This window comes from Mesorhizobium sp. B2-2-4 (assembly GCF_006442375.1).
Taxonomy (GTDB): Bacteria; Pseudomonadota; Alphaproteobacteria; order Rhizobiales; family Rhizobiaceae; genus Mesorhizobium.
Map to the genome: position 1 here is coordinate 1 of NZ_VFWB01000021.1, position 25,273 is coordinate 25,273.

Sequence of the window (25,273 nt, forward strand, 5' to 3'; positions counted from 1 at the left end):
TTACCCTCCCCCTTGTGGGGAGGGTCGATCCGCGAAGCGGAGGGGGGTGGGGGTCTGCGCCACAACCCACCCCGGCGCTACGCGCCGACCCTCTCCTTCAAGGGGACGGTCAGATCTGGCCCTACACGCCTTGCCCGAAACCCGCTAAACAAACCCCATGAACCAGCACGCCAGCCTTCGCATCGGCCATTCGGCCTGTCCGCATGATTGCCCGTCGACCTGCGCGCTCGAGGTCGAGTTGCTTGACGGCAACCGCATCGGCCGCGTCCATGGTGCCAAGTCCAACAACTATACGGCCGGCGTCGTCTGCGCCAAGGTTGCTCGTTACGCCGACCGCGTCCACCATCCCGACCGCTTGCTGAAGCCGCTGGTGCGCAAAGGCGCCAAGGGCGAGGGCGCCTGGCAGGAAACAAGTTGGGAGGCGGCGCTGGACCTCGTCGCCGAAAAGTTCATCGCGGCCGAGGAAAAATACGGCTCGGAGACGGTCTGGCCCTATTTCTATGCCGGCACGATGGGGCTGGTGCAGCGCGACGGCATCGAGCGGCTGCGGCATGCGAAGAGATATTCGGGCTTCTTCGGCTCGATCTGCACCAACCTGGCCTGGACCGGCTGGATGATGGGGGCGGGCGCGCTGCGCGGTCCCGACCCGCGCGAAATGGCCAAGTCCGATTGCGTGGTGATCTGGGGCACCAATGCCGTGGTGACCCAAGTCAACGTCATGACCCACGCCATCAAGGCGCGCAAGGAGCGCGGTGCCAGGATCGTGGTCATCGACGTCTATGAGAACGCCACGATGAAGCAGGCCGACATGGGCCTTGTCCTGAAGCCTGGCACCGATGGCGCGCTGGCTTGCGCGGTTATGCATGTGCTGTTCAGGGAAGGCTTGGCTGACCGCGCCTATCTCGAGAAATACACCGATGACCCGAAAGGTCTGGAAGCGCATCTGCGCACGCGCTCACCCGAATGGGCGGCCGCGATCACCGGATTGACTGTGGCCGAGATAGAGAGTTTTGCCCGTCTGGTCGGCACGACCAGGAAAACCTATTTCCGCCTCGGCTACGGCTTTGCCCGCCAGCGCAACGGCGCGGTCAACATGCATGCCGCCTCCTGCATCGCCGCCGTCACCGGCGCCTGGCAATATGAGGGCGGCGGCGCCTTCCATTCCAATTCCGGCATCTTCAAGCTCAACCAGGAGGTGCTGGAGGGCACGCGCATGCGCGATCCCTCGATCCGCTATCTCGATCATTCGCGCATCGGCCCGGTGCTGACGGGAGCGCCGGATGCGCTCTATGGCGGGCCGCCGGTGACGGCGCTGCTCATCCAGAACACCAACCCGGCCAATGTCGCGCCCGAGCAGCGACTGGTGAAGCAGGGTTTCTTGCGTGAGGATCTGTTCACCTGCGTGCACGAGCAGTTCATGACCGACACGGCCAAGCTCGCCGACGTCGTGCTGCCGGCAACGATGTTCGTCGAGCATGACGACATCTACAAGGGCGGCGGCAACCAGCACATCACGCTCGGCCCGAAGCTGATCGAGCCGCCGGAAGGGCCGCGCACCAACCATTTCGTCATCGAGCAATTGGCTGAGCGCCTCGGAGTCGCCGACAGGCCGGGCTTCGGCCTCACCGAACAGCAGCATATCGACATCATCCTGGGCAAGCGCGGGTTGGGCAGCTTTGCCAGCCTGAAGGAGCAGAAATGGGTCGACCTGCAGCCGGATTTCGAAACCGCGCATTTCACCAAGGGCTTCGGCCATGCGGACGGCAAATTCCGCTTCCGCGCCGATTGGACCGGACAAGCCGCCCCCAATAGGCCGCCGAAAAGCATGGGCCTGTTCGGCCCGGTGGAGCAGTTGCCGCAATTTCCTGATCATGTCGACCTGATCGAGGTTGCCGACGAGGCGCATCCGTTCCGGCTGGCTACGTCGCCGGCACGCAACTTCCTCAACTCGACCTTTTCCGAAACGCCGGTGTCGAAGGCCAAGGAGGGCCGGCCGGAATTGCTCTTGCATCCCGACGATGCCGCCGCACACGGTTTGGCAGAGGGCGACCGTGTCGAACTCGGCAATGCGCGCGGCGAGGTGGTGTTGCATGCAAAGCTGTTCGACGGCATCAAGCGCGGCGTGGTGATTGCCGAAGGCATCTGGCCGAACAGCGCGCATGAGCGCGGCGAGGGCATCAACGTGCTGACTGGCGCCGACGCGCCCGCACCCTATGGCGGCGCGGCATTCCACGACAACAAGGTGTGGCTGCGCAAGGCGGGGTGATCGCCAGCTCACACCGGCAGGGCTTCTACGTCCTTTTTCTGTTCTGCCGGAGACGGATGTCGTCGGCGATCGCCTGGGCTTCGATTCCGATTTCGCGCAGCAGGCCGGTGACCGAATTGTGGAAGCCGACGAGATAAAGACCGAGTTCCGAAGCGCGCGCATTGACGCCGCTGGCGCCAGGCTCGACGCCGGGCTGGAGGAATTTGGCATAGGCTGGGCGGTAGCCGGTGGCGAAGAGATCGCGTCGAAGTCGCTGTGCCGACCATCGACGAAACGGGCGCCGCCCTCTGATATCTCGGCAATGTCGGGCGCGACCTTGATCGCGCCTTCGCGGATCTTGCCGATGGTGCCGACATCGATCACCGGGATGCGCGACGCCAGGGATATCTGCTCCAGCAATCCCTGCTTGGGCCGTTTGAGCCCATATTTCTCCAGCCTGCCCAACACCAGATCGAGGATGATAGGGAACACGGCGTCATTGACGCGTCGCGGCCCCAGGCGCGTCGCCATGCTGACGACCTGGATGGGCACCCCGAGCAGTTCGCGCGGCACGATATGGACGCCGCCGCGCACGGAGATCGTCGGATGCGCGCCGCCTTCCGCCAGGTCGAGCGCGATCTCGGCGCCGGTGTTGCCCATGCCGATGACCAGCACCGATTGGCCGGCAAACGGCGTGTTGTTGCGGTAATCCGCGCTGTGCAGACTTTTGCCCTTGAAACTGCCGGCGCCGGCGAATGCCGGCATCAGCGGCTCGGCATTGTATCCCGAGGCAATCACCACATGGGAAGCGCGCACGGTGCCTGATGTCGCTTCGACGCCCCAGCTTCTGCCCTGTCGGCCGATCGCCCGCACCGCTTCTCCAAAGCGGGGCCGCAGATCGAAGCGTTGCGCATAGGCATCGAGGTATTCGACGAACAGATCACGTGGCACATAGCGCGGATAATGCCTGGGGAAGGGCACGAAGGGCAGGGATGAATAGCGCTTGGTCGTGTGCAGGTGGACGCGCTGGTAGTGGCGCCGCCAGGCGGGAGCGGGCTGCTGCTCTTTTTCAAGCAAGATGAAGTCGACCCCGGCCTGCCGCAGGCACGCGGCAACGGCCAGGCCCGCCGGCCCGGCACCGATGATCGCAACCGGGGTGGTGTCGTGCAAGCGCGCCTCCCGCCGCCAATTCGCGATGCGGAGAATGGCGAAAGCATGCCAGACATGCAACCTGATCGCTCATCCCGGCAGCGGCACCGTCAGGCCGACCTTGACGCGGTCCATGGCCACGAAGGTGCGGAATTTGCGGACATTGTTGCTGTCGAAGAACAGGCGCCGCGTCAGCGCCTCATAGGCGCTCATGTCGGCCACCGTGATGGCCAGGATGAAGTCGGCCTCGCCCGTCACATAGTAGCATTGCTGGACTTCCGGCGCCGCCAGGAATTGCCGCTTGGCCGCGTCGATCAGTTCGGTGCGTTCGCTTTCGAGTTCGACCTCGACGAAGATGGTGATGGGCTGGCCGACCGCCGCCGGTTCGATGACCGCGACATTGGCCGCGATGACGCCAGTCTGTTGCATGCGCTTGATACGGCGCTGCACCGCCGGCGCCGACAGGTTCACGGCCTCGCCGATCAGTCGCTGCGGCGTCGTGTTGTCCTTCTGCAGCACGGCGAGAATGGCCAGGTCGAAATTGTCGAGCGAGGCTGGCAACGCGGGCAATGGCATGTCCTGAGGAAACAAACTTGCATTTCGGGGCCTTGAATACAGCGCTTTTTGCGCCTGCCTTGCAATATAGTCTCGTTGTCAGCCAAGGAGGCCTTGATGTTCCTGCTCAACCGCAATGCCTTGCACGGCAGCCCACTCGATCCGGTCGACGCCGAAACGCTCGGGGTTGCGGGGGCCGACGCGGCCGAGCGTTTCCTGTCCCATCGCGACAATCATCAGGAGACGCCGCTGCATGCGCTGCCGGCGCTGGCCTCCGAACTGGGCATTGGCGCCATCCACCTCAAGGATGAGGGTTTTCGCCTCGGCCTCGGTAGCTTCAAGGCGCTTGGGGGCGCTTATGCCGTCGTTCATCTGGTGCTGGAGGAAGCCGGCCGCCGGCTTGGCAGGCCGCTCGGCATCGCCGATCTCGATCAGCCCGATGTCAGGGCGGTCGCCGCCACCATGACGATGGCTTGCGCGACCGACGGCAATCACGGCCGCTCGGTGGCACAGGGCGCGCGGCTTGTCGGCGCGAGGGCGGCGATCTTCGTCCATGCCGGCGTCAGCGACGAGCGCATCACGGCTATCGCCCGCTACGGCGCCGAGATGATCCGCGTCGACGGCAACTACGATGATTCGGTCAGGCAAGCCGCACGCGTCGCGACGGACAAGGGCTGGACCGTCGTGTCCGATACGTCGTGGCCGGGCTATGAGCGCATTCCAGGCCTCGTCATGCAAGGCTACACCGCGATCATGCGCGAGGCGCTGCGCCAGCTCGGCGAACCGCCGACCCATGTCTTCGTCCAGGCTGGGGTCGGCGGCATTGCCGCCGCCCTGGCTGGCCATCTCGCCATCGTGCTCGGCGATGCCAGGCCGGTCTTCACGGTGGTCGAGCCCGCACGTGCCGCTTGCATCCTGGGCGCCGCCAGGGCTGGCCATCCTGTCAAGATCGCGCATGGCGAAGCGACTGTCATGGCGATGCTCGAATGCTACGAGGCGTCGCCTGTCGCCTGGCGCGTGCTGGCGCGTGCCGCCGATGCGTTCATGACCGTCGACGAGGAGGATGCGGTCGCTGTGATGCGGAGGCTTGCGCGGCCGGCCGGCGGCGATCCGGCCATCGTTGCCGGCGAAAGCGGCGGGGTCGGCCTGGCCGGATTGGTCCGGGCGCTGGCCGACAACAGGGGCGAACTCGGCCTCGACAGGCTCTCGCGGGTGCTGGTCGTCAACACCGAAGGTGCAACCGATCCCAAGCGTTATGCCGAACTCGTCGGCGTGGCCGCCGCGGATGTACTTGCGGGCAAAGTACTTTCTGGAGCAACGCCATGATCTCGGTCGACGCGCAGCGGCTGCTTGACCGTATTCGGGACCTCGGCGCCATCGGCCGCGACGGCGAGGGCCGGCTGGTGCGGCTTGCCGCCTCGGACGCCGACCGGCAGGGCCGCGACCGCTTCGTCGGCTGGTTGCGCGAGGCGGGGCTCGAAGTCGCCATCGACCGCATGGGCAATATCTTCGGCATCTGGCGGACGCCTGGGAATGCCGGGCAGGCGCCGATCCTGATAGGCTCGCATATCGATACAGTCATAGATGCCGGCATTTATGACGGCTGCTACGGCGTGCTGGCCGGGCTGGAGGCAATCGAGACACTGAAGGCGTCAGGCTTTGTCCTGTCGCGCCCGTTGGCCGTCGCCGCCTTCACCAATGAGGAAGGCGTGCGCTATTCCCCCGACATGATGGGCTCGCTGGTTCATGCCGGCGGTGTTGCGATCGACGAGGCGCTGGCGGCCGTGGGGACGGACGGCAGCGTGCTCGGGCAGGAACTGGCGCGCATCGGCTATGCCGGCGACGAGCAGCCGGGCTTCCTCAAGCCGCATACCTATCTCGAACTGCATATCGAGCAGGGCCCGGTGCTGGAGCGCGAAGGCGTGCCGATCGGCGCGGTGGAAAACCTGCAAGGCATCTCCTGGCAGCGCATCACCATCGACGGGGTCGCCAACCATGCCGGCACCACGCCGATGTCGATGCGCAGCGACGCCGGCCATGCGGCCGCCCGTGTCGTCGCCTTCCTGCACGATCGTGCCAAGGCTTCGAACACGCCGACCGTCGCCACCGTCGGCACGATGCGTTTCGAGCCCAACGCCATCAACGTCATTCCCTCGCGAGCGGTCTTCACCATCGACCTGCGCGATCCTTTCGAGCACCGGTTGCAGGCGGAGGAAGCAGCACTCGCCGCTCACCTCGAAGAACTCGCCGCCGCCGAAGGCGTGACGATCTCGGTCGAGCGGCTGGCGCGCTTCGAGCCGGTGATCTTCGACAGCCGCATCGTGGAGCTGATCGAGGCCGCTGCCATCAGTCGCGGGCTGGTTTCGAAGCGCATGACGTCCGGCGCCGGCCATGATGCGCAGATGATGGCGCGTATCGCACCTGCCGCGATGATCTTCGTGCCGAGCGCCGGCGGCATCAGCCATAATCCGCGCGAATACACCGAGGATACCGAGCTCGTCGCCGGCGCCAACATTCTGCTCGATGTCGTCACCCGACTTGCAACCTAGTTTGAGAGGGGCGGAGAAATGGCCAAAATCGATCTCGATGCCTTGAAGCAGGAGATGACCGGCTGGCGGCGCGATCTGCATGCCCATCCGGAATTCGGGTTCGAGGAAAAGCGCACCGCGGCCTTCGTCGCTGCCAAACTGCGCGAATTCGGCCTCGACGATGTGACCGAGGGCGTCGGCGGCACCGGCGTCGTCGGCACGCTGAAGCGCGGCAGCGGCAACAGGGCGATCGCGCTCAGGGCCGATATGGATGCCCTGCGCATCACCGAGCAATCGGCTGTGGCCTATGGCTCGCAAAATCCCGGAATCATGCACGCCTGCGGCCATGACGGCCACACCACCATGCTGCTCGGCGCGGCGAAGCTGCTGGCCGGGGAGGGCGGGTTCAACGGCACGGTGCGCTTCATCTTTCAGCCGGCCGAGGAGTGGGGCAGGGGCGCGCTGGCCATGCTCGACGATGGGTTGATGCGCCGCTTTCCCTTCGATGAGATTTTCGGCCTGCACAATCTGCCCGGATTGCCGATTGGCCATTTCGAAACCCGCCCCGGCCCGATGATGTCGGCCGAGGATATCTTCGAGATCGTTCTGAGAGGCCTCGGCGGCCACGCTGCCGGGCCGCAGGACGGCCGGGAGACACTGGTCGCCGCTTGCGCGCTGGTCACCAATCTGCAAACCATCGTCTCGCGCCGGCTGAGCCCGGCCGACATATCGGTGGTCTCGGTAACCGAGCTGATCACCGACGGCACCCGCAACGCGCTGCCCGGCCTTGCCCGTATCCTGGGAGACGCCCGCAGCTTTCGCCCCGAGGTCAGCGCCGAGATCGAGAAGCAGATGCGCACCATCGCCGCCGGCACCGCCGCCGCCTACAACGTCACCGCCGAGGTCGCCTACAGCAGGGAATTCGTGCCGCTGCACAACGACGCCGAATTGGTCGACGAGGCCTTTGCAGCCGCCGGAAACGTGTTCGCGCCCGAAGGCGTCGCCGTCGCCCGCGAGCCGATGACCGGCTCTGAGGATTTTGCCCGTTTCCTCGCTCACGTGCCCGGTTGCTTCGTCTTCCTCGGCAATGGCGACACGGCGCCGCTGCACAATCCGAGCTACGACTTCAACGATGACGGCGTGCTGTTCGGCACGAATTTCCATGCCGCGGTCGTCAGACGGCGATTGGGAGCATGAACGGCGCGGTCGTTCCGGAATTTGGCGGGAAGCCAAAGGGGTGGAATCCCCATGACGCTACGGCAAGACTCAGCTAACATCCATATTGCGGCGGACCTGATATCCGCCTGGCCGGCGCTATCAGGCACCTCCCAAGCGGCGCCGGCCGTCCTTTCCAGGCTGTGCTTTGTGCTGTCCCGCCGTGGTCCGCGGCGTTGCTGCACGCATGTCAACTCATTTGCCGGTCTTATCGGCTACAGGATTGCCGTCGGCGTGCGGGTTTTCCGCTGCCGGAGCCTTGGTTGGCGGGACGTTGTTGTCGCAGGCCGACACGGCCAGAACGATCAGCAGAAGGCCTAGGGAGAGCTTCTTCATCGCTACCTCCTCTCGTCTGACAACGAGACGACTTCCGTTTGGTTGCGACGATCAAGCCGAGGAACAAAAGCTCATGTCTCCGGTTGGATCAGGCAAAGGAGGACTGCTGGATGATCCGTCTGCTCTTGGCCTGCACCATCGCCTTCGTCACTTACCGCCTCGCGCGCAAGCTGATCGAGGACGTACCCGACACCGTAGATCCCCTGTTGCTGCCAGTCCCGAAGAATGATCGGGAGACATTGCGCAGGCAGTCGGCAGCGATGGGTGTCGATCCGGAACGCTGACCTGTCGACCCTGAGCTCGCCGCGCCGCTTCCTTGTTGCGAACAAAGCGGAAACGATGCTTGATGGGCGATGAACCTTGCCGCTCATGATTCGACATTTCGGGAACCGACCGACCAGCCTGCTTATCTCGCAAGGCTGAACGATGCCCAACGCCAGGCTGTCGAGCATGGCGACGGCAGGATCGCCGGACCGCTGCTGGTCATTGCCGGCGCCGGCTCGGGCAAGACCAACACGCTGGCGCATCGCGTAGCCCATCTCATCGTCAAGGGCGCTGATCCGCGCCGCATCCTGCTGATGACGTTTTCACGCCGCGCCGCCTCCGAAATGGCCCGGCGCGTCGAGCGCATCGCTGGCGAGGTGCTCGGCCGTGACGCCTCGATCGTCACTGACGCGCTGACCTGGGCCGGCACCTTCCATGGCATCGGTGCACGGCTACTGCGCGATTACGCGCAGGAGATCGGCCTCGATCCGGCGTTCACCATCCACGATCGCGAGGATTCGGCCGACCTGATGAACCTGGTGCGCCACGAACTCGGCTTCTCGAAGGCGGAAGCGCGCTTTCCGACCAAGGGCACCTGCCTTGCCATCTATTCGCGCGCCGTCAACGCGCAGGCGCCGCTCGGCGAGGTGCTGGGCTCCGCCTTTCCGTGGTGCGCCGGATGGGGCGAACAGCTGAAGCAGCTGTTCGCCGGCTATGTCGAGGCCAAGCAGGCGCAGAACGTGCTCGATTACGATGACCTGCTGCTCTACTGGGCGCAGATGACGGCCGAACCGGAGATAGCGACGCATCTGGGCGGGCGCTTCGACCATGTGCTGGTCGACGAATACCAGGATACCAACCGGCTGCAGGCCTCGATCCTCATGGCGCTCAAACCCGATGGCGCCGGGCTGACGGTGGTCGGCGACGATGCGCAATCGATCTATTCGTTCCGCGCCGCCGAGGTGCGCAACATCCTGGACTTTCCCAAGCAGTTCGCGCAGGCCGCCGATGTGGTGATGCTGGAGCGCAACTACCGCTCGACCGAAACCATTTTGGCCGCCGCCAATGCGGTGATCGGCGAGGCCTCGGAACGCTTCACCAAAAACCTGTGGTCGGAACGCAAATCCGCCGCCAAGCCGAGGCTGGTGACTGTACGCGACGAGGTCGAACAGGCCAATTTCGTCTGCGAGGCCATCCTGGCCGAGCGCGAGGCCGGCACGGCGCTGAAATCGCAGGCGGTGCTGTTTCGCGCCTCGCACCACAGCGGGCCTCTGGAAATCGAGCTGACGCGGCGCAACATTCCCTTCGTCAAGTTCGGTGGGCTGAAATTCCTCGATGCCGCTCACGTCAAGGATGTGCTGGCGGTGCTGCGCTTTGCCGAAAACCCGCGCGACCGCGTCGCCGGATTTCGCGTGCTGCAGCTTTTGCCCGGCATCGGCCCGTCGGCCGCCGCGCAGGTCGTCGAGACGATGACATCGGCGCTGGACGAGGCGATGGGCCTTGCCGGCTGGCGGCCGCCGCAGCGCGCGGCGGATGACTGGCCGGGCTTCGTCTCGCTCTACTCCGGCCTGCGTGCCGGCGCCAAATGGCCGGCCGATCTCGAACAGGTCAGGCTCTGGTACGAGCCGCATCTCGAGCGCATCCACGAGGACGCAACCACGCGCCGGGCCGACCTTCTGCAGCTCGAGCAGATCGGATCCGGCTACGCTTCGCGCGAACGGTTCCTGACCGAGCTGACGCTCGATCCGCCGGACGCGACCAGTGACCAGGCCGGGCCGCCGCACCGCGACGAGGATTATTTGATCCTGTCGACCATCCACTCGGCCAAGGGCCAGGAGTGGAAGAACGTGTTTGTGCTCAACACTGTGGATGGCTGCATTCCGGCCGATCTCGGTGTTGGTACCAGGGAAGATATCGAGGAGGAGCGCCGGCTGCTTTACGTGGCGATGACAAGGGCCAAGGACAGCCTCAACCTGGTCATGCCGCAGCGCTTCTTTGCCCATGGCCAGGCGGCGCGCGGCGACCGCCATGTCTATGCCTCGCGCACGCGCTTCATCCCGGCCTCCCTCCTTGCGGCATTCGAACAGACGGTATGGCCGGCAGCGCAAGCAGCGCCGGGCAGGGCGCCCCGGCCGGAGATACGCGTCGACATTGGCGCGCGCATGCGCGGCATGTGGAAATAGTCGCGGCGATGGCGCCAGTCAGGATCGCAATTGCCGGTGCGCTCGGCCGCATGGGGCGCCAGATGGCGGACGCCGTGCAGGCCGACTCGCGGCTGGCGCTTACTGCCCGCTTTCATCGACCGGGCGTCGTCGGCGATGGCCTGGTCAGTCGCGACGAGGCGCTCGGCCTGGCCGATGTGGTCGTCGATTTCACCACGCCGGCGGCATCGGCCGATCTGGCGAGAGCCTGCGCCGGCCGTCGCGGGCCTGCCATGGTCATTGGCTCGACCGGTTTCGATGACGCTGAATTGGCAGCCATCGCCGATGCCGCGAAAACCGTTGTCATCGTACGCTCCGGGAGCTTTTCGCTTGGGCTGAACATGCTGGTCGGATTGGTCGAGCAGGCGGCGAGAGCGCTCGGTCCCGCGGACTGGGATGCAGAGATTTTAGAGGCGCATCACCGCCACAAGATCGATGCGCCATCTGGCACCGCCCTGATGCTCGGCCAAGCCATTGCCGACGGACGCGGCGTCGAGCTTGATGCGATGGCGAGGCGTGTTCGCGACGGTGTCACCGGTGCGCGGCCTGCCGGCGAGATCGGCTTCGCGGTGCTGCGCGGCGGCAGCATCGTCGGCGAGCACAGCGTCAGCTTCTGCACCGGGGGCGAGATCGTCACCCTGTCGCATGCGGCCGAGGACCGCGTCATGTTCGCCCGTGGCGCCATCGCCGCAGCCCTCTGGGTGACCGGGCGACCGCCCGGTCAATACGATATGCGCGACGTCCTTGGCTTTGGCGCTTCCTGACGGGCCAGAACCCGCCGCTTTCCATTTCTCCAGTCGCCAAAATGATTGAAAGCTTGAGCCTGCCGCGACCGGAGGCGAAGCCTCCGCGTGGAGAATGCGGGGCGCCTTTTGGCGCGTCCTTCAGCCCGTTTGCAGCGACAATGACGACCCAGCCGCGAAGCAAACGCCCGGATGCGGTCACTCGCGCGGGCATCACGTAGATAAAACCGAACCGTTCGGTTCGATTTATGTTGACGGACCGTACATCAAACGGTGAACGTACGCTCTGCGCAAACGGGTGGGCTCAATGGAATTTTCTAAACAACTCATTGATTTAACGGGACAAAATTGTGGCAGCCAGCGATGTCGTTTCAATTTCAAGGGCCGTCCCACAGCTTTTTTGGCACATTTTCGTGACTGGAAACGACAACACCGCAGACCCATCTCGGGGTGGTCCGAGCGACGCGAAATCCTCCCAAGGGCACGCCACTAGACGGACAGAACAAACATACTGGAGTAACCAAAATGACCAAGATCGCTCTTACCGCCGCTGCCATCCTCGTTGCCACGGGCACCGCTTTCGCCGGCAGCGACAATTATGGTTCGGCCAACGCCAATCAGCCCGCCGCCGCTGTCGACCATTCCGTCACCGCTTCGATCTCGAAGACGAATGGAACCGTCCAGGCCCCGGCTTCGCAGGGCGCCGACCGCAACCTTTTCGGCCGTTGATCGCGACTGCCGACATCAACCAACTTGAACTCAGGAGTAAAGAAATGACCAAGATCGCTCTTACCGCCGCCGCCATTCTCATTGCCACGGGCAGCGCCTTTGCCGGCAGCGACAATTATGGTTCCAACAATGTCAACCAGCCGGTTGCCAACCAGTCGACCTCCAACATCGACACCACGCATACCGGCTCGATCACCAAGTCCATAAAGGCGCAGGGCGACGCGAATGCCAACGTGCCGGCTCAGTCTGGCCAGGGCATCTGGGGCCGTTGATTCTGTAAGTCTTCGACCACAAAGAGCGGTGGGCCCGGCCCGCCGCTCTTGTTTTTTGCGCATGACCAATCCTCCAAGCTCGGCAGAAAACAATCCGAGCCCAGGAATAAAACAGAACTGCCTGGGGTCTTGTCCTTAGCGGAACCGTCCTCCCAAGACGCCGCCTAACGGATGAACCAGGAGATTGAAATGAACAAGATCGCCCTCGCCACCGCCGCCATCCTCGTTGCGACCGGCAGCGCCTTTGCCGGCAGCGACCATTATGGCTCCGACAATGCCAACCAGCCCGTCGCCCCGATAGCGGGCGTGGATCACGTTGTCACCGGCGCGCTCACGGAGACGGGCATGGCCGGCCACGAGACAGGCGATGCCAAGACGAAGCCCGCTACCGACTGGCGCGAACCCGGCCAGGGCATCTGGGGCAACTAGCGGCCCGGGCGCGCAGTGGCCCTGGTTGCCCGCTCAACCCTGGATTTCTAGCGCAGATCCTTCAGACGCAGGCAATGCGTCAGCCGCGCGGACGACAGGTTGGACCAGTCGCCCTGGAAAACGAGGCGCGCAAAGGCTGCCGTTGGAAATTTTCCTTCGAGCCTCCTGCGCGCCTTGGCCTCTGACCCTGGCCCGGCAAGCTGTTTCGCCAGATATTGCAGACCGGGATTGTGGCCGACCACCAGCAAGCTGTCGTTCGACGGATCGGCTTGACGAATCTGGCTCAGAATATCCGTCGCCGAGGCTTCATAAAGCGCCTCGGAGAACGCGACTCGTGGATGCGCTGGCAACTCCGCGTCCACCAGCCGCCAGGTCTCACGGGTGCGCAGCGCCGGCGATACCAGCGCCTGGTCCGGCAGCCACCCGCGCGCCGCGAGTTCGCGCCCTATCAATTGGGCCGCCTTCAATCCGCGTTCGGCGAGCGGCCGGTCGAAATCGGGGAGGTTGGGATCGTCCCAACTCGACTTGGCGTGGCGCAGCACAAACAACTGTTTCACGATACTCCCGGTCGAATGGCGGATGCAGATGGAGACAGGACAGCTGCTGGTTCAGGCAATTTGCTTTTCGGCGGCCTCGCGCAAGACTTCTTCTCCCCACTGGTTCAGGCTCTTGCCTGCGAGTTCCGCTGCCATTGCGACTTTTGAATGAACCGAGGGGTCAACGCGCAACATGAGATTGCCGGAATAAGGTCTTTGCGGCGACTTACCGATTTTCGCGCAAGTTTCGACATAGTCGTCCACGGCTTCATGGAAGGCGGCTTTTAGCCCCGCGACAGTTTCTGAATGGAAGGATACGCCGTCTCGAATACCGGCAATACGGCCGAAGAAAATCTCGTCATCGTCATCATAATCAACACGGGCCGAATAGCCCTTGTAGGTCATCGCATTCATGGCTTCACTCCGATCCTCAACAAGAATTGGCGAGCATCCCGTACTTGATATCGCTTTGCTTCCTTTGAAGGGTGCAGCCGGTGGAACGTCTCGACTTCGCTCTTAAAGACAAAACGCACGCGTGAGCCGCTTCCTTCGATCACCTGGCAACCAACGGCGACCAGCAAGGCTTCGACGGCAATCCATTCGATACTGCCCGAAACTGGATCGGTGAATATCGCTTTGAGCACGCGCCTATGCTTGCTGTTCATGCAAGCATGAGATAGGCGGGTGCGCCAAAGTTTGCAATCAAATTATGACTGCAAAAATGCCTACGGCGTGATCCGCGCCAATTGCTCGAAATCGATTTCCTCGCGCAGCGGGCTCGGCGCAATGATCATCGAGGTTGCGTTTTCGGCATCGTCGGCGAAGCGGGCAAACACGGTGCGGCCCTTTTCCATCCGAGCCTTGCCCTCGGCGACCAGCCCCAGCGCCAGCGGATAGAGCTGGTGTTCGACCTTGAGCACCCGTGCGGCCAGCATGTCGGCATTGTCGCCGACCATTACCGGCACCGCCGCCTGTGCGATGATCGGGCCGTCATCCATCTCGGACGTGACGAAATGCACCGTGCAGCCATGAATGCGCATGCCCGCCGCCAGCGCGCGCGCATGTGTGTCGAGCCCCTTGAAGGCCGGCAACAGCGCGGGGTGGATGTTGATCATGCGGCCTTGCCATTTTTGGACGAGGCCGCTGGTCAAAATGCGCATATAGCCGGCCAGTGCCACGATCTCGGCATTGAAGGCCGTGAGGGCCGCATCGATCGCGGCGTCGTGCGCCTGCTTGCTGGCGTGGTCGGCCCGGGAAATCACCTGGGTGGCGATGCCGCGCGCCCTCGCCATGCCGAGCCCGGCGGCATCCGCCTTGTCGGAGATGACGCCGACGATTTCGGCCGGGAAAGCCGGGTCGCTGGCGGCGGCGATCAGCGCCGTCATGTTGGAACCGCGCCCCGAGATCAGAACGACAGTGCGTTTCTTCTGCGCACTCATAGACCGATCGAACCCCGATAGATGACGCCGGCGTCGCGGCGCGGCACGATCCGGCCGATCGGCGTCACCGTCTCGCCGGCTTCCTGCAAGACGGCAGCGACCTGCGCCGCCTGGCCGGACGCCACCGCCAGGATCATGCCGATGCCGCAGTTGAAGGTGCGCATCATCTCTTCGGGCGCCACACCGCCGGTTTTGGCCAGCCATGAGAACACAGGAGGCACGTCGATGGCGTCGAGATCGAGCTCGGCCGAGAACTCCTTCGGCAGAACGCGCGGAATGTTTTCGGGGAAGCCGCCGCCGGTGATATGGGCCAGCGCCTTGATGCCGTGCGTGTTGCGGATCGCCTTCAGGATCGATTTCACATAGATCCGGGTCGGCTCGAGCAGCGCCTCGGCCAATGTGGCCTCGTCATTGAAGGGAGCCGGATCGGTCCATGCCAGGCCGCTGGTCGCAACGATGCGGCGCACCAGCGAAAAGCCGTTCGAATGCAGGCCCGACGAACCCAGCCCCAGCAGCACGTCGCCCTCGACGATGTCGTCGGTGGGCAGAAGCTGGCCGCGCTCGGCCGCGCCCACGGCAAAACCGGCAAGGTCATAGTCCTTGCCGTGATACATGCCCGGCATTTCCGCCGTCTCGCCGCCGATCAGCGCGCAGCCGGCCTGCCGGCAGCCCGCGGCGATGCCGCTGACGATCACCGCACCCTGGTCCGGATCGAGCTTGCCGGTGGCGAAATAGTCGAGGAAGAACAGTGGTTCGGCACCCTGCACGACGATGTCGTTGACGCACATGGCGACGAGGTCGATGCCGATCGTGTCGTGCTTGCCTGCGTCGATGGCGATCTTCAGCTTGGTGCCGACGCCGTCATTTGCGGCGACCAGCACCGGGTCGGTAAAGCCGGCGGCTTTGAGGTCGAACAAGCCGCCGAAACCGCCGATCTCGCCATCGGCGCCCGGCCGGCGCGTCGCCTTGACCAGCGGTTTGATCTTCTCGACCATGAGATTGCCGGCATCGATGTCGACGCCAGCCTCGGCATAGGTGAGCCCGTTCTTACGCTTGACTGTATCGCGCTTCATATCTGGCTTGTCGCTGTTTCCTTTGCGGCTCTTCGCATGAACGGTTTCGGTCCGCAAGGAAAACGGCGCTGAAACTGCCGCTCCCCACCAGGGGAAGCTCGGCAGCTTCTCTCTTGCGCCCATCCCCCGTCTCCATCATCTATCGTTCAGACAGAAGCGACGGGACATGCGCTTGACCATCCCCAACCTGATCACAATCATGCGCCTTGTCCTGGTGCCTGCCGTGGTGCTGGCCATGCTGCAGGCGCGCTGGGATTGGGCCTTTGCCGGGTTCCTCGTTGCCGGCATCTCGGACGGCGTCGACGGCTTCATCGCCCGCCGGTTCAACCAGCATTCCAAGCTCGGCGCCTATCTCGATCCGGTGGCCGACAAGCTGCTCCTGGTTTCCGTGTTCGTCGTCCTGGGCTTCATCGGGCAATTGCCGCTGTGGCTGGTCGTCACCATGGTGTCGCGCGACGCGCTGATCATTTGCGCGGTGCTGTTGTCCACCGTGATGGCCCATCCCGTCGAGATGAAGCCGCTCCTCGTCTCCAAGGTCAACACCGCCATCCAGATTGTACTGGCGGCGCTGGTACTGGGTGAGCTTGCTTTTTCGATCCATCTCGATCCACTTCGTCCCGCCCTCATAATGCTGTCCGGGGTCTTGACCGTGGCTTCGGCCGCAGCCTATCTCGTGGCTTGGCTGAGGCATATGAGCGGCTATGGCGAAGGCTCCACCCCGGGCACCTGACAAAGAAGCTGCGGCGAGCGCGCCGGCGGCAGCCGGGGATGATCCATCCGCCGGATTCCGCCGGCAGATCTTCTTCTGGCTTGCCGGCGTCGCCGCGCTCGCGCTTTTCCTCTATGTTTTCAGCGCCATCCTCTTGCCCTTCGTGGCCGGCATGGTGCTCGCCTATTTCCTCGATCCCGTGGCCGACCGGCTGCAGCGACTCGGCCTCAGCCGTTTCATGGCAACGGTGGTCATCCTCATCACCTTCCTTGTCGTGCTGGTGCTGGCCTTTGTCATCCTCATCCCGGTGCTGGCGACGCAGATGGCCGATTTTGCCGGCAAATTGCCTGAGTACCTGACGCGGCTGCAGAGCCTGATCACCTCGTTCGATCCAAAATGGCTGGAACAGAAATTCGGCGTCAACGCCAATGGCCTGCGCGACGGATTGAATTCACTGCTGACATCCGGCTTCGGTCTGCTGACAACCGTGTTCACCTCGATATGGAGTTCGGGCGTGGCGCTGGTCTCGGTGATCAGCCTGTTCGTGGTGACGCCGGTGGTCGCCTTCTACATGCTGCTCGACTGGGACCGCATGGTGGCGGTGATCGACAGCTGGGTGCCGCGGGACAATGTCGCCACGGTGCGCGCCATCGCCAGGGACATCAACACGGCAACGGCCGGCTTCGTGCGGGGGCAGGGCACGCTGTGCCTGGTGCTGGGCGCCATGTATGCCACCGGCCTGACGCTGACCGGTCTCAATTTCGGCATCCTCATCGGCCTGTTCGCCGGGCTGATCTCCTTCATCCCCTATGTCGGTTCGCTGACCGGGCTGGTGCTGGCCGTCGGCGTTGCCTTCGTCCAGTTCTGGCCGGACTGGACCATGGTCGTCGCGGTCGCGGTGGTGTTCTTCATCGGCCAGTTCATCGAGGGCAATATCTTGCAGCCGCGGCTGGTCGGCAAAAGCGTCGGCTTGCATCCGGTGTGGCTGATGTTCGCACTGTTCGCCTTCGGCGCGCTGTTTGGCTTCGTCGGCCTGCTGATTGCGGTGCCTGCATCGGCCGCGGTCGCGGTGCTGGTGCGCTTTGCCATTGCGCGTTATCTGGAATCGCCGCTCTACAAGGGTCACGGCAAGGCCGTGCCGCCATTGCCGGCCGATCGTCGCAAAGGCATCAATCCATGATCCGGCCTGGCCGGGTCGCGCGGCTGAGCCTGGCATGAGCGACCAGAGGGCCGACCCGCCGCGCCAGCTGCCGCTCGATCTCGGCCATGGCACCGGCTATTCGCGAGACGAACTCGTCGTCTCCGGCACCAACAACCAGGCAGTGGCGCTGGTCGACCGCTGGCCGGACTGGCCCTCGCCGGTGGTCGTGCTCGCCGGTCCGGCCGGTTCCGGCAAGACCCATCTGGCCTCGATCTGGCGGGCACGGGCGGATGCCGTTCAGGTCGACGCGCACCGCGTTGGCGACAGCATTGTAAATCTCGGTGCCCGGCCGGCGCTGATCGACGACGTCGATACCGGCACAGTCGACCAGCAGGGGCTGTTTCATCTGATCAATGCGGTACGCGGCAGCGGCTCGCATTTGCTTTTGACGGCGCGCCGCTTTCCCTCGGCCTGGGGCGTCACGCTGCCGGATCTGGCGTCGCGGCTGAAGGCTGCGGCAACCGTCGAGATCCACGAACCCGACGATCTCCTGCTGGCAGGTGTCATCACCAAGCTGTTCGCCGACCGACAGGTCGAGGTCGAGCCGCATGTCGTGCAATATCTGGTGCGCCGCATCGAGCGCTCCCTGGCGACGGCCATGCGCGTGGTGGAGCGGCTGGACCGCGCCGCGCTCGAACGCAAGACGCCGATCACCCGGGCGCTGGCGGCTGAAACCGTCAGCGCCATGGACGAGGGGCAGGGCGAGTTCGAGGTTTAGGGCGCGATGGTCGGCCGGCCAGCAAATGGTGGTTCCATGTCCCTTTAACCGTCCCATTTCGGGAAACAAAGCTGGCACCGATCTTGCGACACAAGCTTGCCGGCTGACCCCGGTCCTGATTGCGTTCCAAATCAGGTTGTAGGCTCGCCGGGAGTGGGGCGGTTGGGGTTCTCGCCCGGCGAGCTTACCTTCATGTGACTTCAGTCACCCTCACTATTGCTGCGCGTTCGGCTTGCCCGCGCAATGCCAAGCTAGGTGAGAGAAGAACGGGTATTCGTCAATTGACGGATACCAAAAATGGCGACGAGGCCACCGAGTCGCTGAAATGCCGGCGCTCGGTGAACTCCGTGGCTAAGGCGAACGAGCCATATGCCCGCTGCTTGGCGTTGATCTCGTCAGTTGGCCTTCTTCGCCTTGTTCACATAGTCGTTCGTGTACGTCTGCGTGATATCGATCTTGGCGTTGGCCACATCAGGCGAACCGAGAGAGAAAACGTCGAGCACGGCCTGCGCGCCTTTTGGATCCATGAGCCCGGTGGTCGAATACATGGGGATCGCATTTTTCAACGCGGCCAGATAGGCGTCCTTGTCGCTGCCGATCAGATTGTCGGGAATCTGGGCCATGATCTCTTCGGCGCTGTGGGAGTGAATGTAATCCAGCGTGGCAAGCATGGCATTGGTCAATCCCTGCGTTGCTTGGGGATGCGCGGCCATCCATTCCGGCCGGGTGTAAAGCGCTCCGCCGGGATAGTCGCCTCCGAATACCGCCTCGGTATCTTTCTGGGTGCGCGTGTCCGCCAGGATGGTCAGGTCCTTATGCCTGGCCTGAAGCACGGTGACGGCCGGATCGAGCGTCACCACGGCGTCGATCTGCCCTTGCTCCATGGCGGCGACAGCGGTAGCGCCCAGCCCAACGCCGATCACGGCGGCGGATGTCGGGTCGATGCCGTTCTTCTGCAGAAGGAACTTCAGGAAGAAGTCGGTCGAGGAACCGGGAGCGGTCACGCCGACCTTTTTGCCAGCAAGGTCCTTCACTGACTTGATCTTGCCGGTCTGGCCCGGCGCCACCGCCAGCACCAGTCCCGGGAACTGGTCGTAAACGACGAAGGATTGCAGGCGCTGGTTCTTGGCGGCCAATTTCACCGTGTGATCGAAATAGCCGGACACCACATCCGCGCTGCCACCCAATACTGCGGTCAGCGATTGAGAACCGCCCTTGAAATCGACGAGGTCTGCATCGATGCCGGCTTTTTCGTAAGCGCCGATCTGTTTGGCGAGCACGGTCGGCATATAGCAGAGGCATGACGCTCCGCCGATCGAAATGGTGACCTTTTCGGCGGCCCCCGCGTCTGTGGCCACCGCGAGCAATACGACGGCGGCGGCCGCCAGTTTCGAAATGATCCTCATGATCTCCTCCTTGAGCGGGATTGGGCCCTATCGGCCTGGTTTCGAGAATTCAGGCCGCCAGACAAGCAGCCGCTTTTCGACCAGCGTGACGATCCAGTCGATCAAGAGCACAAAAGCGGCGAGGACGAACATTCCGGCAAAGACGCCCGCTACGTCGAAAACGCCTTCGGCCTGCTGTATCAGATAGCCTAGTCCCCCGGCCGCACCGAGATATTCGCCGACCACGGCGCCGACCACGGCAAATCCGACGGAGATATGGAGCGATGAAAACACCCAGGACAATGCCGATGGCATATAGACGTGGCGCAGCAATTGCCGTTCGTTCATGCCGAGCATTCGGGCATTGGCCAGCACCGTCGTGTTCACCTCCTTCACGCCCTGGTAGACATTGAAGAAGACGATGAAGAAAACCAGCGTCACGCCCAAGGCAACCTTGGACCAGATGCCGAGGCCAAACCAAAGCGTGAAGATCGGCGCCAGCACGACGCGGGGAAGCGCATTGGCCGCCTTTACATAGGGATCGAAGACGGCCGCAAGTCTCGGCTTGCGGGCAAACCAGAAGCCGATCGCGATCGCTGCCAGCGAGCCGATGGCGAAGGCCAGTATGGACTCCCACAGCGTGATCCACAGATGATGCCAGATCGTCCCGGTGGCAAACCACTTCCATATCTGGCCTGCCACCGCCAATGGGGTCGAGAAGAAGAAGGAAATATTGTTCGGATCGCCGATCAGGTGCGTCGTCGACGCTGCCTGCCAGAGCGCGATGACGATGACGGCCACGGTTAGCTGTGCGAAAAGCAGCGTCGTCCTTTTCATCGGATCGCTCCTTCTTCAATCTCGCCGTAAGCCTTGAGCACTTCCTTCTTCAGCATGTGCCAGATGTCGCGATGCAATTCCTGGAAGCGCGGTTCCAGCCTGATTTCCGAAATATCGCGTGGACGCGCCAGCGGGATTGGAAAGTCGCCGATGATGCGTGCCGAGGGACCGGCTGACATCACCACCACGCGATCAGCCAGCGCGATCGCTTCTTCGAGGTCGTGGGTGACGAACATCACCGCCTTGCGGTCGTCCGACCACAGCTTGAGCAAAAGGCCGCCCATGATCAGCCGCGTCTGTGCGTCGAGCGGTCCGAAGGGTTCGTCCATGAGGATGATCTTGGGGTCGCGGATCAGCACCTGCGCAAGAGCAACGCGCTTTCTCTGGCCGCCTGAAAGCATGTGAGGGTAGCGCTCGCAGAAAGCAGCCAGGCCGACGCGTCCGAGCCATGCTCGCGCGCGTTCCTTTGCTTCGGAAGAGGGCACGCCTGCCACTTCCAGCCCGATGGCCACATTGTCCAGAGCGGTCTTCCAGGGCATCAATGCATCCTGCTGGAAGAGGTAGCCAGCCTGTCTGTTGAGACCGCGAAGCGGGGCGCCGAACACACGGACGCTGCCTGCCGAAGGCTCGAGAAGCCCTGCGCCGGCATTCAGCAGCGTTGACTTGCCGCAGCCCGTCGGCCCAATGATCGCCACGAATTCCTGGTCGCCGACTTTCAGATCGGCGCGGGCGACCGCCTGGAAGCTACGCCCAGCCGCCAAAGCGAAATCTATGGTCACTCCATCGAGGTCGACCGCGATCCCGGATCCGGCTGGCGGCTGTCTGAATTTTGTCTCCGTGCCGCCCGTGGCGGTTTCCGTCGTCATGCCGAATGCCGCCCTGCGCCGAGACGGGTGGGTGTCCAACTGTCGCTCATGGTTCCTCCGTGAGGCTTTAGCGGAGACCGTCGATGTCCGATGGTCATCTGTCGCCCCACACCGTGCCGTGTTCCGGCTCACAATAGTCGATGCGGTGGAGCAGGCAACTTTGCCGTCCGCGGCTTTTTGTTGCGACCGTGACATGCAGCAGCAAAGACCACTGGGCGCGCGCGGAGATTGCCGACAGCCCCATTCTGCACCCGACACATTGCCATTCGCAGGCGCCAACGGCCCTCGATTGCCTGTTCTGTGAAAGGTGGTCGGAGTGGAGAGATTCGAACTCCCGACCCTCTGGTCCCAAACCAGATGCGCTACCAGGCTGCGCTACACTCCGAACGGTCTGTTGCCTATTCATTTCAGTGTTGCATGGCAAGTGCAAAAACCTGCAAGTGCAAAAACCTTGCCGCCGTCGGCATTGCGCAGTAATGACGGGCGAAGAGGCGGCCATGCTGCCTTGCACAGCAATGAGGTGGTCATGTCCGCGCGCATTTTCAGTCCAGCCAAAACCGCGATGCAGTCCGGCACGGCCAAGACCGGCCATTGGGTGCTGGAATTCGATCCCGAGATGCGCAAGAAAATCGACCCGCTGATGGGCTACACCACTTCCGGCGACATGAGGAGCCAGATCAAGCTGACCTTCGACACGCGTGAAGAGGCCGTGGCCTATGCCGAGAAGGAAGGGCTCGCCTACCGCGTCGAGGAGCCGAAAGAGCCCAAGCGCCGCCAGATTTCCTATGCGGAAAATTTCCGCTATGACCGCAGGACGCCCTGGACGCATTGACCGGCAAAGCCCGGGCGGGCGCCAGCGCAGACATCTTACCGGCTCCGAGCCGGCCAGCGGTCCCGTAGCTCAGCTGGATAGAGCACCGGCCTTCTAAGCCGATGGTCACAGGTTCGAATCCTGTCGGGATCGCCAATCTTTTCAACGGCTTAGCTGCTCCGGACGTGAGAAATTTCAACGCGGGCAGGAATCCGGTCGGAACTTTTCATCCCTTCTCGTCTTCACGAATGCGCTTGCCGGCACGACGGCGGCACGCCGCCGCCGTGGCGCCCTTTCCGTATTATTTCGTGACCTTGTCGCGCGGGAACCTTCGCAAGGATCACGCGTTCGGGGCCTTGTATTCGCGGTCCCTCATAAAAGTAAGCATTCGGGCTGCGAATGGCGGGCAAAACAAGCATGGGTTGGGGAAGGAGAAAACCGCGTCATGTCGAAACGTGAAATTGGAACGTCGCCCGCCTTGGGGCGACGTATCGCCGAGCTCAAAGCCAAGATGCAAACCGCCCGGATTTCCGACCATGAGCTGAAGACCTTCCACAAGGTTGCCGCCATCATGGGAGCGGGCGAAGGCTCTCTAGGCCTGGATGCCGACGATCTGATCGCGGCATCCTTTGTTGCAGAGACGCTGGGCGAATCGGCGCCCAACGGCTGACGGCAGGACCCTCCTGTCGTAGGTCCGGATCGATCATCCGGACAAATCTTCGAGACGCAGGCCGGAGGCGGCCGCCGGTCCGGCGGCCGTAACCCTGCAACCTCTGCCGTCGAATTGGAGGGAAAGTCTTATCGTTTTGTTTGCGTTGGCGCGTCATAGTAGACGCGGCTAACGGAGTTGAAGAGATGAAGCTCGACCTGTCGCCGACGAGTTGGGGCAGGGTGATCGCCGTCACCGCCGCCGGCACGGCGTTCTTCATTGGCGTGGCGTTTTTCGTCGATTCGTTCAACTTCCCGTATCTTTCCCCCGAAGCTGTGTGGCGGGCTCAGCTGACCGACATTCTGTTGCCCCTGGTGCTGGGTGGATCGTTTCTCTTCTTCCTGATGTGGAAGATACGCCAGTTGGCCATTGCCCAGCGCGATCTCACCGTCGTTGCCGCCACCGACAGCCTGACGGCGGTGCTCAACCGCGGCGCTTTCTCCATGCTGGTCGAAGCCTATCTCGAACAGGTCCGCAAACAGGCGTCGGCCAATTCCGGTGCGCTGCTGATCATCGACGCCGATCACTTCAAATCGATCAATGACCGGCTTGGGCATGACTGCGGCGACCAGGCGCTCAAACTGATCGCGCAGACGATCAAGGATCAGCTCCGCGGCACCGACATCGTCGGCCGCATCGGCGGCGAGGAATTCGGCGTGTTTCTTCCCGGTGTCGATCCCTCGCAATCCTGGCTGGTTGCCGAAAGCATCCGCCGGCGAATTCGTGAGGTGGAATTTTCGCCGGGCGGCCGGTCCTGTCCGCTTTCCGTCAGCATTGGCGGTACTGCCTTTAACGGGCCGACCACCTATGAGGAGATATTCTCGGCAGCCGACAGGCGGCTCTATGCAGCCAAATCGAATGGACGCGACCAGGTCAGTTTCGATCCGATGGTTTCCCAGCAAACGCCGCCAGCCGCGACAATCACGGTTCATTGAGGCGGATCCGGCCAGCCACCGGCGCCGGGGGCGCGTCGCTGGGGATTTCTGCAGCCATCACGCAGAAGGTATTTTCGCTTTGCGCGCCGCCCGCTAAAGGTGGTGGCCACAGCTCCGGCCGGGGCTGAATGCATCGGGCAGGGCCTTCTTCGCATGACATTGATGGGCGCGGCGGCACTGCTGATCCTGGTCCTGACCTATGCCGGCGTCGCCGCCGGCCGCATACCAGGCCTGCGCCTCGATCGGGCGGGGATCGCACTGCTCGGCGGGGCCGCGATGATCGCCATCGGGGCGATCAGCCTGGAGGCTGCCTACCGCGCCATCAATTTCGACACCATCACGCTTTTGCTCGGCATGATGATCGTAGTGGCGCATCTGAAGGTCTCGGGCGCCTTTCGCGGCCTCGGTGCCATCGCGATCGAGCATGCGCATGCGCCGTTCATGCTTTTGGTTATGGTGACCCTGCTGACCGGCCTGCTGTCGGCCTTCCTGGTCAATGACGCCATCTGTCTTGTCATGGCGCCGATCGTCGTTCACGTCACCCGCGCCATCAAACGCAATCCGGTTCCTTACCTCATCGCGACCGCCACCGCGTCAAATTGCGGCAGTGTCGCCACCATCACCGGCAATCCGCAAAACATGGTCATCGGTGCGCTGTCGGGCATCTCCTATCCGGCCTTTTCAGCGGCTCTGGCTCCGGTTGCCCTGTTCGGTCTCGTCGCGGTCATCGCCATTGTTCGCATCGTCTACCGCACCGAATTCGCGCGCAACGGCGAATTGACGCCGCAGGTCTCGCGCGGCCGCATGCATCGCCGCCAGGTGCTGAAAGCGGTGGTGGTTTGCATCGGACTGGCCGTGGCCTTCTTCGCCGGTGTGCCTGTCGCCAAGGCGGCGCTCATCGGCGGCGCCATCCTCCTGCTCACCCGCGCCATCAAACCAGAGCGCATCTATCGCGAAATCGACGGGCCATTGCTGTTCATGTTCGCCGGCCTGTTCATCGTGGTTGCCGGCGCCGAACGAACGCTGCTGACACCGGACATCGTCGCATCGGCCAAGAACCTCGGGCTGGACGACGTCTGGCGCCTGTCGGGCTTCACCGCGTTGCTCTCCAACATAATGAGCAACGTGCCGGCCGTGCTGGCGCTGCGGCCCTTCATCCCCGGCCTGGAAAACCCCGAGCGCGCCTGGCTGGTCGTCGCCATGAGCTCGACGCTGGCCGGCAATTTCACGCTCCTGGGTTCCGTCGCCAATCTGATCGTTGCCGAGCAGGCGCGCGCCGCCGGCACGTCGCTGTCGTTCGGCGCTTTCTTCAAAGTCGGCCTGCCATTGACGCTGCTGACGCTGGCGGCTGGCACGGCATGGCTGGCGCTCTGATCCCTGGCGCGACT

General features: G+C 63.5%; 27 protein-coding genes, 2 tRNA genes and 1 pseudogene. 18 read left to right on the forward strand and 12 right to left on the reverse strand.

Translation table 11 applies throughout. The features are described from left to right. Positions 1–157 precede the first annotated feature (157 nt). Entirely contained in the window at positions 158–2,266 is a 2,109-nt protein-coding gene (locus FJ959_RS30745) for a molybdopterin oxidoreductase family protein (protein ID WP_140633814.1), read from the forward strand. Between the two features lie 312 nt (positions 2,267–2,578). Here the strand turns inward: FJ959_RS30745 and FJ959_RS30750 are convergent. Together FJ959_RS30750 and FJ959_RS30755 are read right to left on the reverse strand one after the other, a co-directional pair. Continuing rightward, a pseudogene (locus tag FJ959_RS30750) lies at positions 2,579–3,475 on the reverse strand (NAD(P)/FAD-dependent oxidoreductase); the annotation flags it as partial. A 9-nt stretch (positions 3,476–3,484) separates the two neighbouring features. Next, entirely contained in the window at positions 3,485–3,970 is a 486-nt protein-coding gene (locus tag FJ959_RS30755; protein ID WP_181172026.1) for an Lrp/AsnC family transcriptional regulator, read from the reverse strand. Positions 3,971–4,066: 96 nt separating this feature from the next. On the opposite strand from FJ959_RS30755, the gene FJ959_RS30760 reads away from it, so the two are divergent. The 3 genes from FJ959_RS30760 to FJ959_RS30770 are packed head-to-tail and all read left to right on the forward strand — an operon-like array spanning position 4,067 to position 7,674. Then, positions 4,067–5,275: a diaminopropionate ammonia-lyase gene (locus tag FJ959_RS30760; protein ID WP_140633818.1), complete on the forward strand. Its 1,209-nt coding sequence runs from the start codon at positions 4,067–4,069 to the stop codon at positions 5,273–5,275. After that, complete coding sequence (locus FJ959_RS30765) at positions 5,272–6,498, forward strand: Zn-dependent hydrolase (protein ID WP_140633820.1); 1,227 nt, start codon at positions 5,272–5,274, stop codon at positions 6,496–6,498. Before FJ959_RS30760 ends, FJ959_RS30765 begins: the two co-directional genes overlap by 4 nt. Before the next feature lie 18 nt (positions 6,499–6,516). After that, on the forward strand, positions 6,517–7,674 hold the full coding sequence (locus tag FJ959_RS30770) for a M20 aminoacylase family protein (protein ID WP_140633822.1): 1,158 nt from the start codon (positions 6,517–6,519) through the stop codon (positions 7,672–7,674). A gap of 213 nt (positions 7,675–7,887) precedes the next feature. Here FJ959_RS30770 and FJ959_RS31965 read toward each other — a convergent pair whose 3' ends face one another. Then, positions 7,888–8,028, reverse strand: coding sequence for a hypothetical protein (locus tag FJ959_RS31965; RefSeq protein ID WP_181165131.1), 141 nt, complete (start codon positions 8,026–8,028; stop codon positions 7,888–7,890). A gap of 110 nt (positions 8,029–8,138) precedes the next feature. On the opposite strand from FJ959_RS31965, the gene FJ959_RS31970 reads away from it, so the two are divergent. From FJ959_RS31970 to FJ959_RS30795, 6 genes are all read left to right on the forward strand, one after another. Beyond that, positions 8,139–8,312, forward strand: coding sequence for a hypothetical protein (locus tag FJ959_RS31970; RefSeq protein WP_181165130.1), 174 nt, complete (start codon positions 8,139–8,141; stop codon positions 8,310–8,312). Between the two features lie 69 nt (positions 8,313–8,381). Next, positions 8,382–10,475: an ATP-dependent helicase gene (locus FJ959_RS30775; RefSeq protein WP_140633823.1), complete on the forward strand. Its 2,094-nt coding sequence runs from the start codon at positions 8,382–8,384 to the stop codon at positions 10,473–10,475. An 8-nt stretch (positions 10,476–10,483) separates the two neighbouring features. Then, positions 10,484–11,257: a 4-hydroxy-tetrahydrodipicolinate reductase gene (dapB, locus tag FJ959_RS30780; protein ID WP_140565083.1), complete on the forward strand. Its 774-nt coding sequence runs from the start codon at positions 10,484–10,486 to the stop codon at positions 11,255–11,257. Between the two features lie 504 nt (positions 11,258–11,761). Next, positions 11,762–11,965 carry a DUF680 domain-containing protein gene (locus FJ959_RS30785; protein ID WP_140494361.1) on the forward strand — a complete coding sequence of 68 codons (204 nt, stop codon included), beginning with the start codon at positions 11,762–11,764 and terminating at the stop codon, positions 11,963–11,965. A 44-nt stretch (positions 11,966–12,009) separates the two neighbouring features. Further along, complete coding sequence (locus tag FJ959_RS30790) at positions 12,010–12,237, forward strand: DUF680 domain-containing protein (RefSeq protein WP_140494359.1); 228 nt, start codon at positions 12,010–12,012, stop codon at positions 12,235–12,237. 189 nt (positions 12,238–12,426) lie between these two features. After that, complete coding sequence (locus FJ959_RS30795; RefSeq protein ID WP_140565085.1) at positions 12,427–12,666, forward strand: DUF680 domain-containing protein; 240 nt, start codon at positions 12,427–12,429, stop codon at positions 12,664–12,666. A 47-nt stretch (positions 12,667–12,713) separates the two neighbouring features. On the opposite strand, the gene FJ959_RS30800 is transcribed toward FJ959_RS30795, so the two are convergent. The 5 genes from FJ959_RS30800 to purM all read right to left on the reverse strand — a co-directional run bounded on the left by FJ959_RS30800 (position 12,714) and on the right by purM (position 15,714). Next, positions 12,714–13,223 carry a histidine phosphatase family protein gene (locus tag FJ959_RS30800; RefSeq protein ID WP_140565086.1) on the reverse strand — a complete coding sequence of 170 codons (510 nt, stop codon included), beginning with the start codon at positions 13,221–13,223 and terminating at the stop codon, positions 12,714–12,716. 51 nt (positions 13,224–13,274) lie between these two features. Continuing rightward, complete coding sequence (locus tag FJ959_RS30805) at positions 13,275–13,616, reverse strand: type II toxin-antitoxin system HicB family antitoxin (protein WP_140494354.1); 342 nt, start codon at positions 13,614–13,616, stop codon at positions 13,275–13,277. Beyond that, the gene (locus FJ959_RS30810; protein WP_246675121.1) at positions 13,613–13,846 is read right to left on the reverse strand and encodes a type II toxin-antitoxin system HicA family toxin; all 234 of its coding nucleotides are present in this window, start codon (positions 13,844–13,846) and stop codon (positions 13,613–13,615) included. The genes FJ959_RS30805 and FJ959_RS30810 overlap by 4 nt, the downstream gene beginning before the upstream one ends. Positions 13,847–13,927: 81 nt before the next feature. Beyond that, positions 13,928–14,641, reverse strand: coding sequence for a phosphoribosylglycinamide formyltransferase (gene purN / locus FJ959_RS30815; RefSeq protein WP_140633827.1), 714 nt, complete (start codon positions 14,639–14,641; stop codon positions 13,928–13,930). After that, positions 14,638–15,714: a phosphoribosylformylglycinamidine cyclo-ligase gene (purM, locus tag FJ959_RS30820; RefSeq protein WP_140633829.1), complete on the reverse strand. Its 1,077-nt coding sequence runs from the start codon at positions 15,712–15,714 to the stop codon at positions 14,638–14,640. The genes purN and purM overlap by 4 nt, the downstream gene beginning before the upstream one ends. A gap of 172 nt (positions 15,715–15,886) precedes the next feature. On the opposite strand from purM, the gene FJ959_RS30825 reads away from it, so the two are divergent. From FJ959_RS30825 to hdaA, 3 genes are read left to right on the forward strand one after another with little or no spacing between them, the layout of a single operon-like run. Further along, positions 15,887–16,444, forward strand: a complete 558-nt coding sequence (locus FJ959_RS30825; RefSeq protein ID WP_140495033.1) for a CDP-alcohol phosphatidyltransferase family protein — start codon at positions 15,887–15,889, stop codon at positions 16,442–16,444. Beyond that, positions 16,416–17,603 carry an AI-2E family transporter gene (locus tag FJ959_RS30830; protein WP_140494346.1) on the forward strand — a complete coding sequence of 396 codons (1,188 nt, stop codon included), beginning with the start codon at positions 16,416–16,418 and terminating at the stop codon, positions 17,601–17,603. Before FJ959_RS30825 ends, FJ959_RS30830 begins: the two co-directional genes overlap by 29 nt. 34 nt (positions 17,604–17,637) lie before the next feature. Beyond that, on the forward strand, positions 17,638–18,342 hold the full coding sequence (gene hdaA, locus FJ959_RS30835) for a DnaA regulatory inactivator HdaA (protein WP_140515482.1): 705 nt from the start codon (positions 17,638–17,640) through the stop codon (positions 18,340–18,342). A 395-nt stretch (positions 18,343–18,737) separates the two neighbouring features. Here the strand turns inward: hdaA and FJ959_RS30840 are convergent, their stop codons facing one another. The 4 genes from FJ959_RS30840 to FJ959_RS30855 form a co-directional block, all read right to left on the reverse strand. Continuing rightward, a complete protein-coding gene (locus FJ959_RS30840; protein ID WP_140520617.1) occupies positions 18,738–19,748 on the reverse strand; it encodes an ABC transporter substrate-binding protein in 1,011 nt (336 codons plus the stop codon). A 27-nt stretch (positions 19,749–19,775) separates the two neighbouring features. Next, positions 19,776–20,564 carry an ABC transporter permease gene (locus FJ959_RS30845; RefSeq protein ID WP_140633831.1) on the reverse strand — a complete coding sequence of 263 codons (789 nt, stop codon included), beginning with the start codon at positions 20,562–20,564 and terminating at the stop codon, positions 19,776–19,778. After that, positions 20,561–21,430: an ABC transporter ATP-binding protein gene (locus tag FJ959_RS30850; RefSeq protein WP_140633833.1), complete on the reverse strand. Its 870-nt coding sequence runs from the start codon at positions 21,428–21,430 to the stop codon at positions 20,561–20,563. Before FJ959_RS30850 ends, FJ959_RS30845 begins: the two co-directional genes overlap by 4 nt. A gap of 308 nt (positions 21,431–21,738) precedes the next feature. Then, positions 21,739–21,815: transfer RNA gene (locus FJ959_RS30855), tRNA-Pro, on the reverse strand. A 141-nt stretch (positions 21,816–21,956) separates the two neighbouring features. Between FJ959_RS30855 and FJ959_RS30860 the strand changes: the two genes are divergently transcribed. The 5 genes from FJ959_RS30860 (at position 21,957) to FJ959_RS30880 (ending at position 25,259) form a co-directional block, all read left to right on the forward strand. Next, positions 21,957–22,262: an ETC complex I subunit gene (locus FJ959_RS30860; RefSeq protein WP_140494338.1), complete on the forward strand. Its 306-nt coding sequence runs from the start codon at positions 21,957–21,959 to the stop codon at positions 22,260–22,262. A 58-nt stretch (positions 22,263–22,320) separates the two neighbouring features. After that, positions 22,321–22,397: transfer RNA gene (locus FJ959_RS30865), tRNA-Arg, on the forward strand. A gap of 289 nt (positions 22,398–22,686) precedes the next feature. Continuing rightward, the gene (locus FJ959_RS30870; RefSeq protein WP_140494336.1) at positions 22,687–22,911 is read left to right on the forward strand and encodes a hypothetical protein; all 225 of its coding nucleotides are present in this window, start codon (positions 22,687–22,689) and stop codon (positions 22,909–22,911) included. A gap of 185 nt (positions 22,912–23,096) precedes the next feature. Further along, positions 23,097–23,885: a GGDEF domain-containing protein gene (locus FJ959_RS30875; RefSeq protein ID WP_140494334.1), complete on the forward strand. Its 789-nt coding sequence runs from the start codon at positions 23,097–23,099 to the stop codon at positions 23,883–23,885. 153 nt (positions 23,886–24,038) lie between these two features. Next, positions 24,039–25,259 carry an anion transporter gene (locus tag FJ959_RS30880; RefSeq protein ID WP_140633836.1) on the forward strand — a complete coding sequence of 407 codons (1,221 nt, stop codon included), beginning with the start codon at positions 24,039–24,041 and terminating at the stop codon, positions 25,257–25,259. The last annotated feature ends 14 nt before the right edge of the window (positions 25,260–25,273 follow it).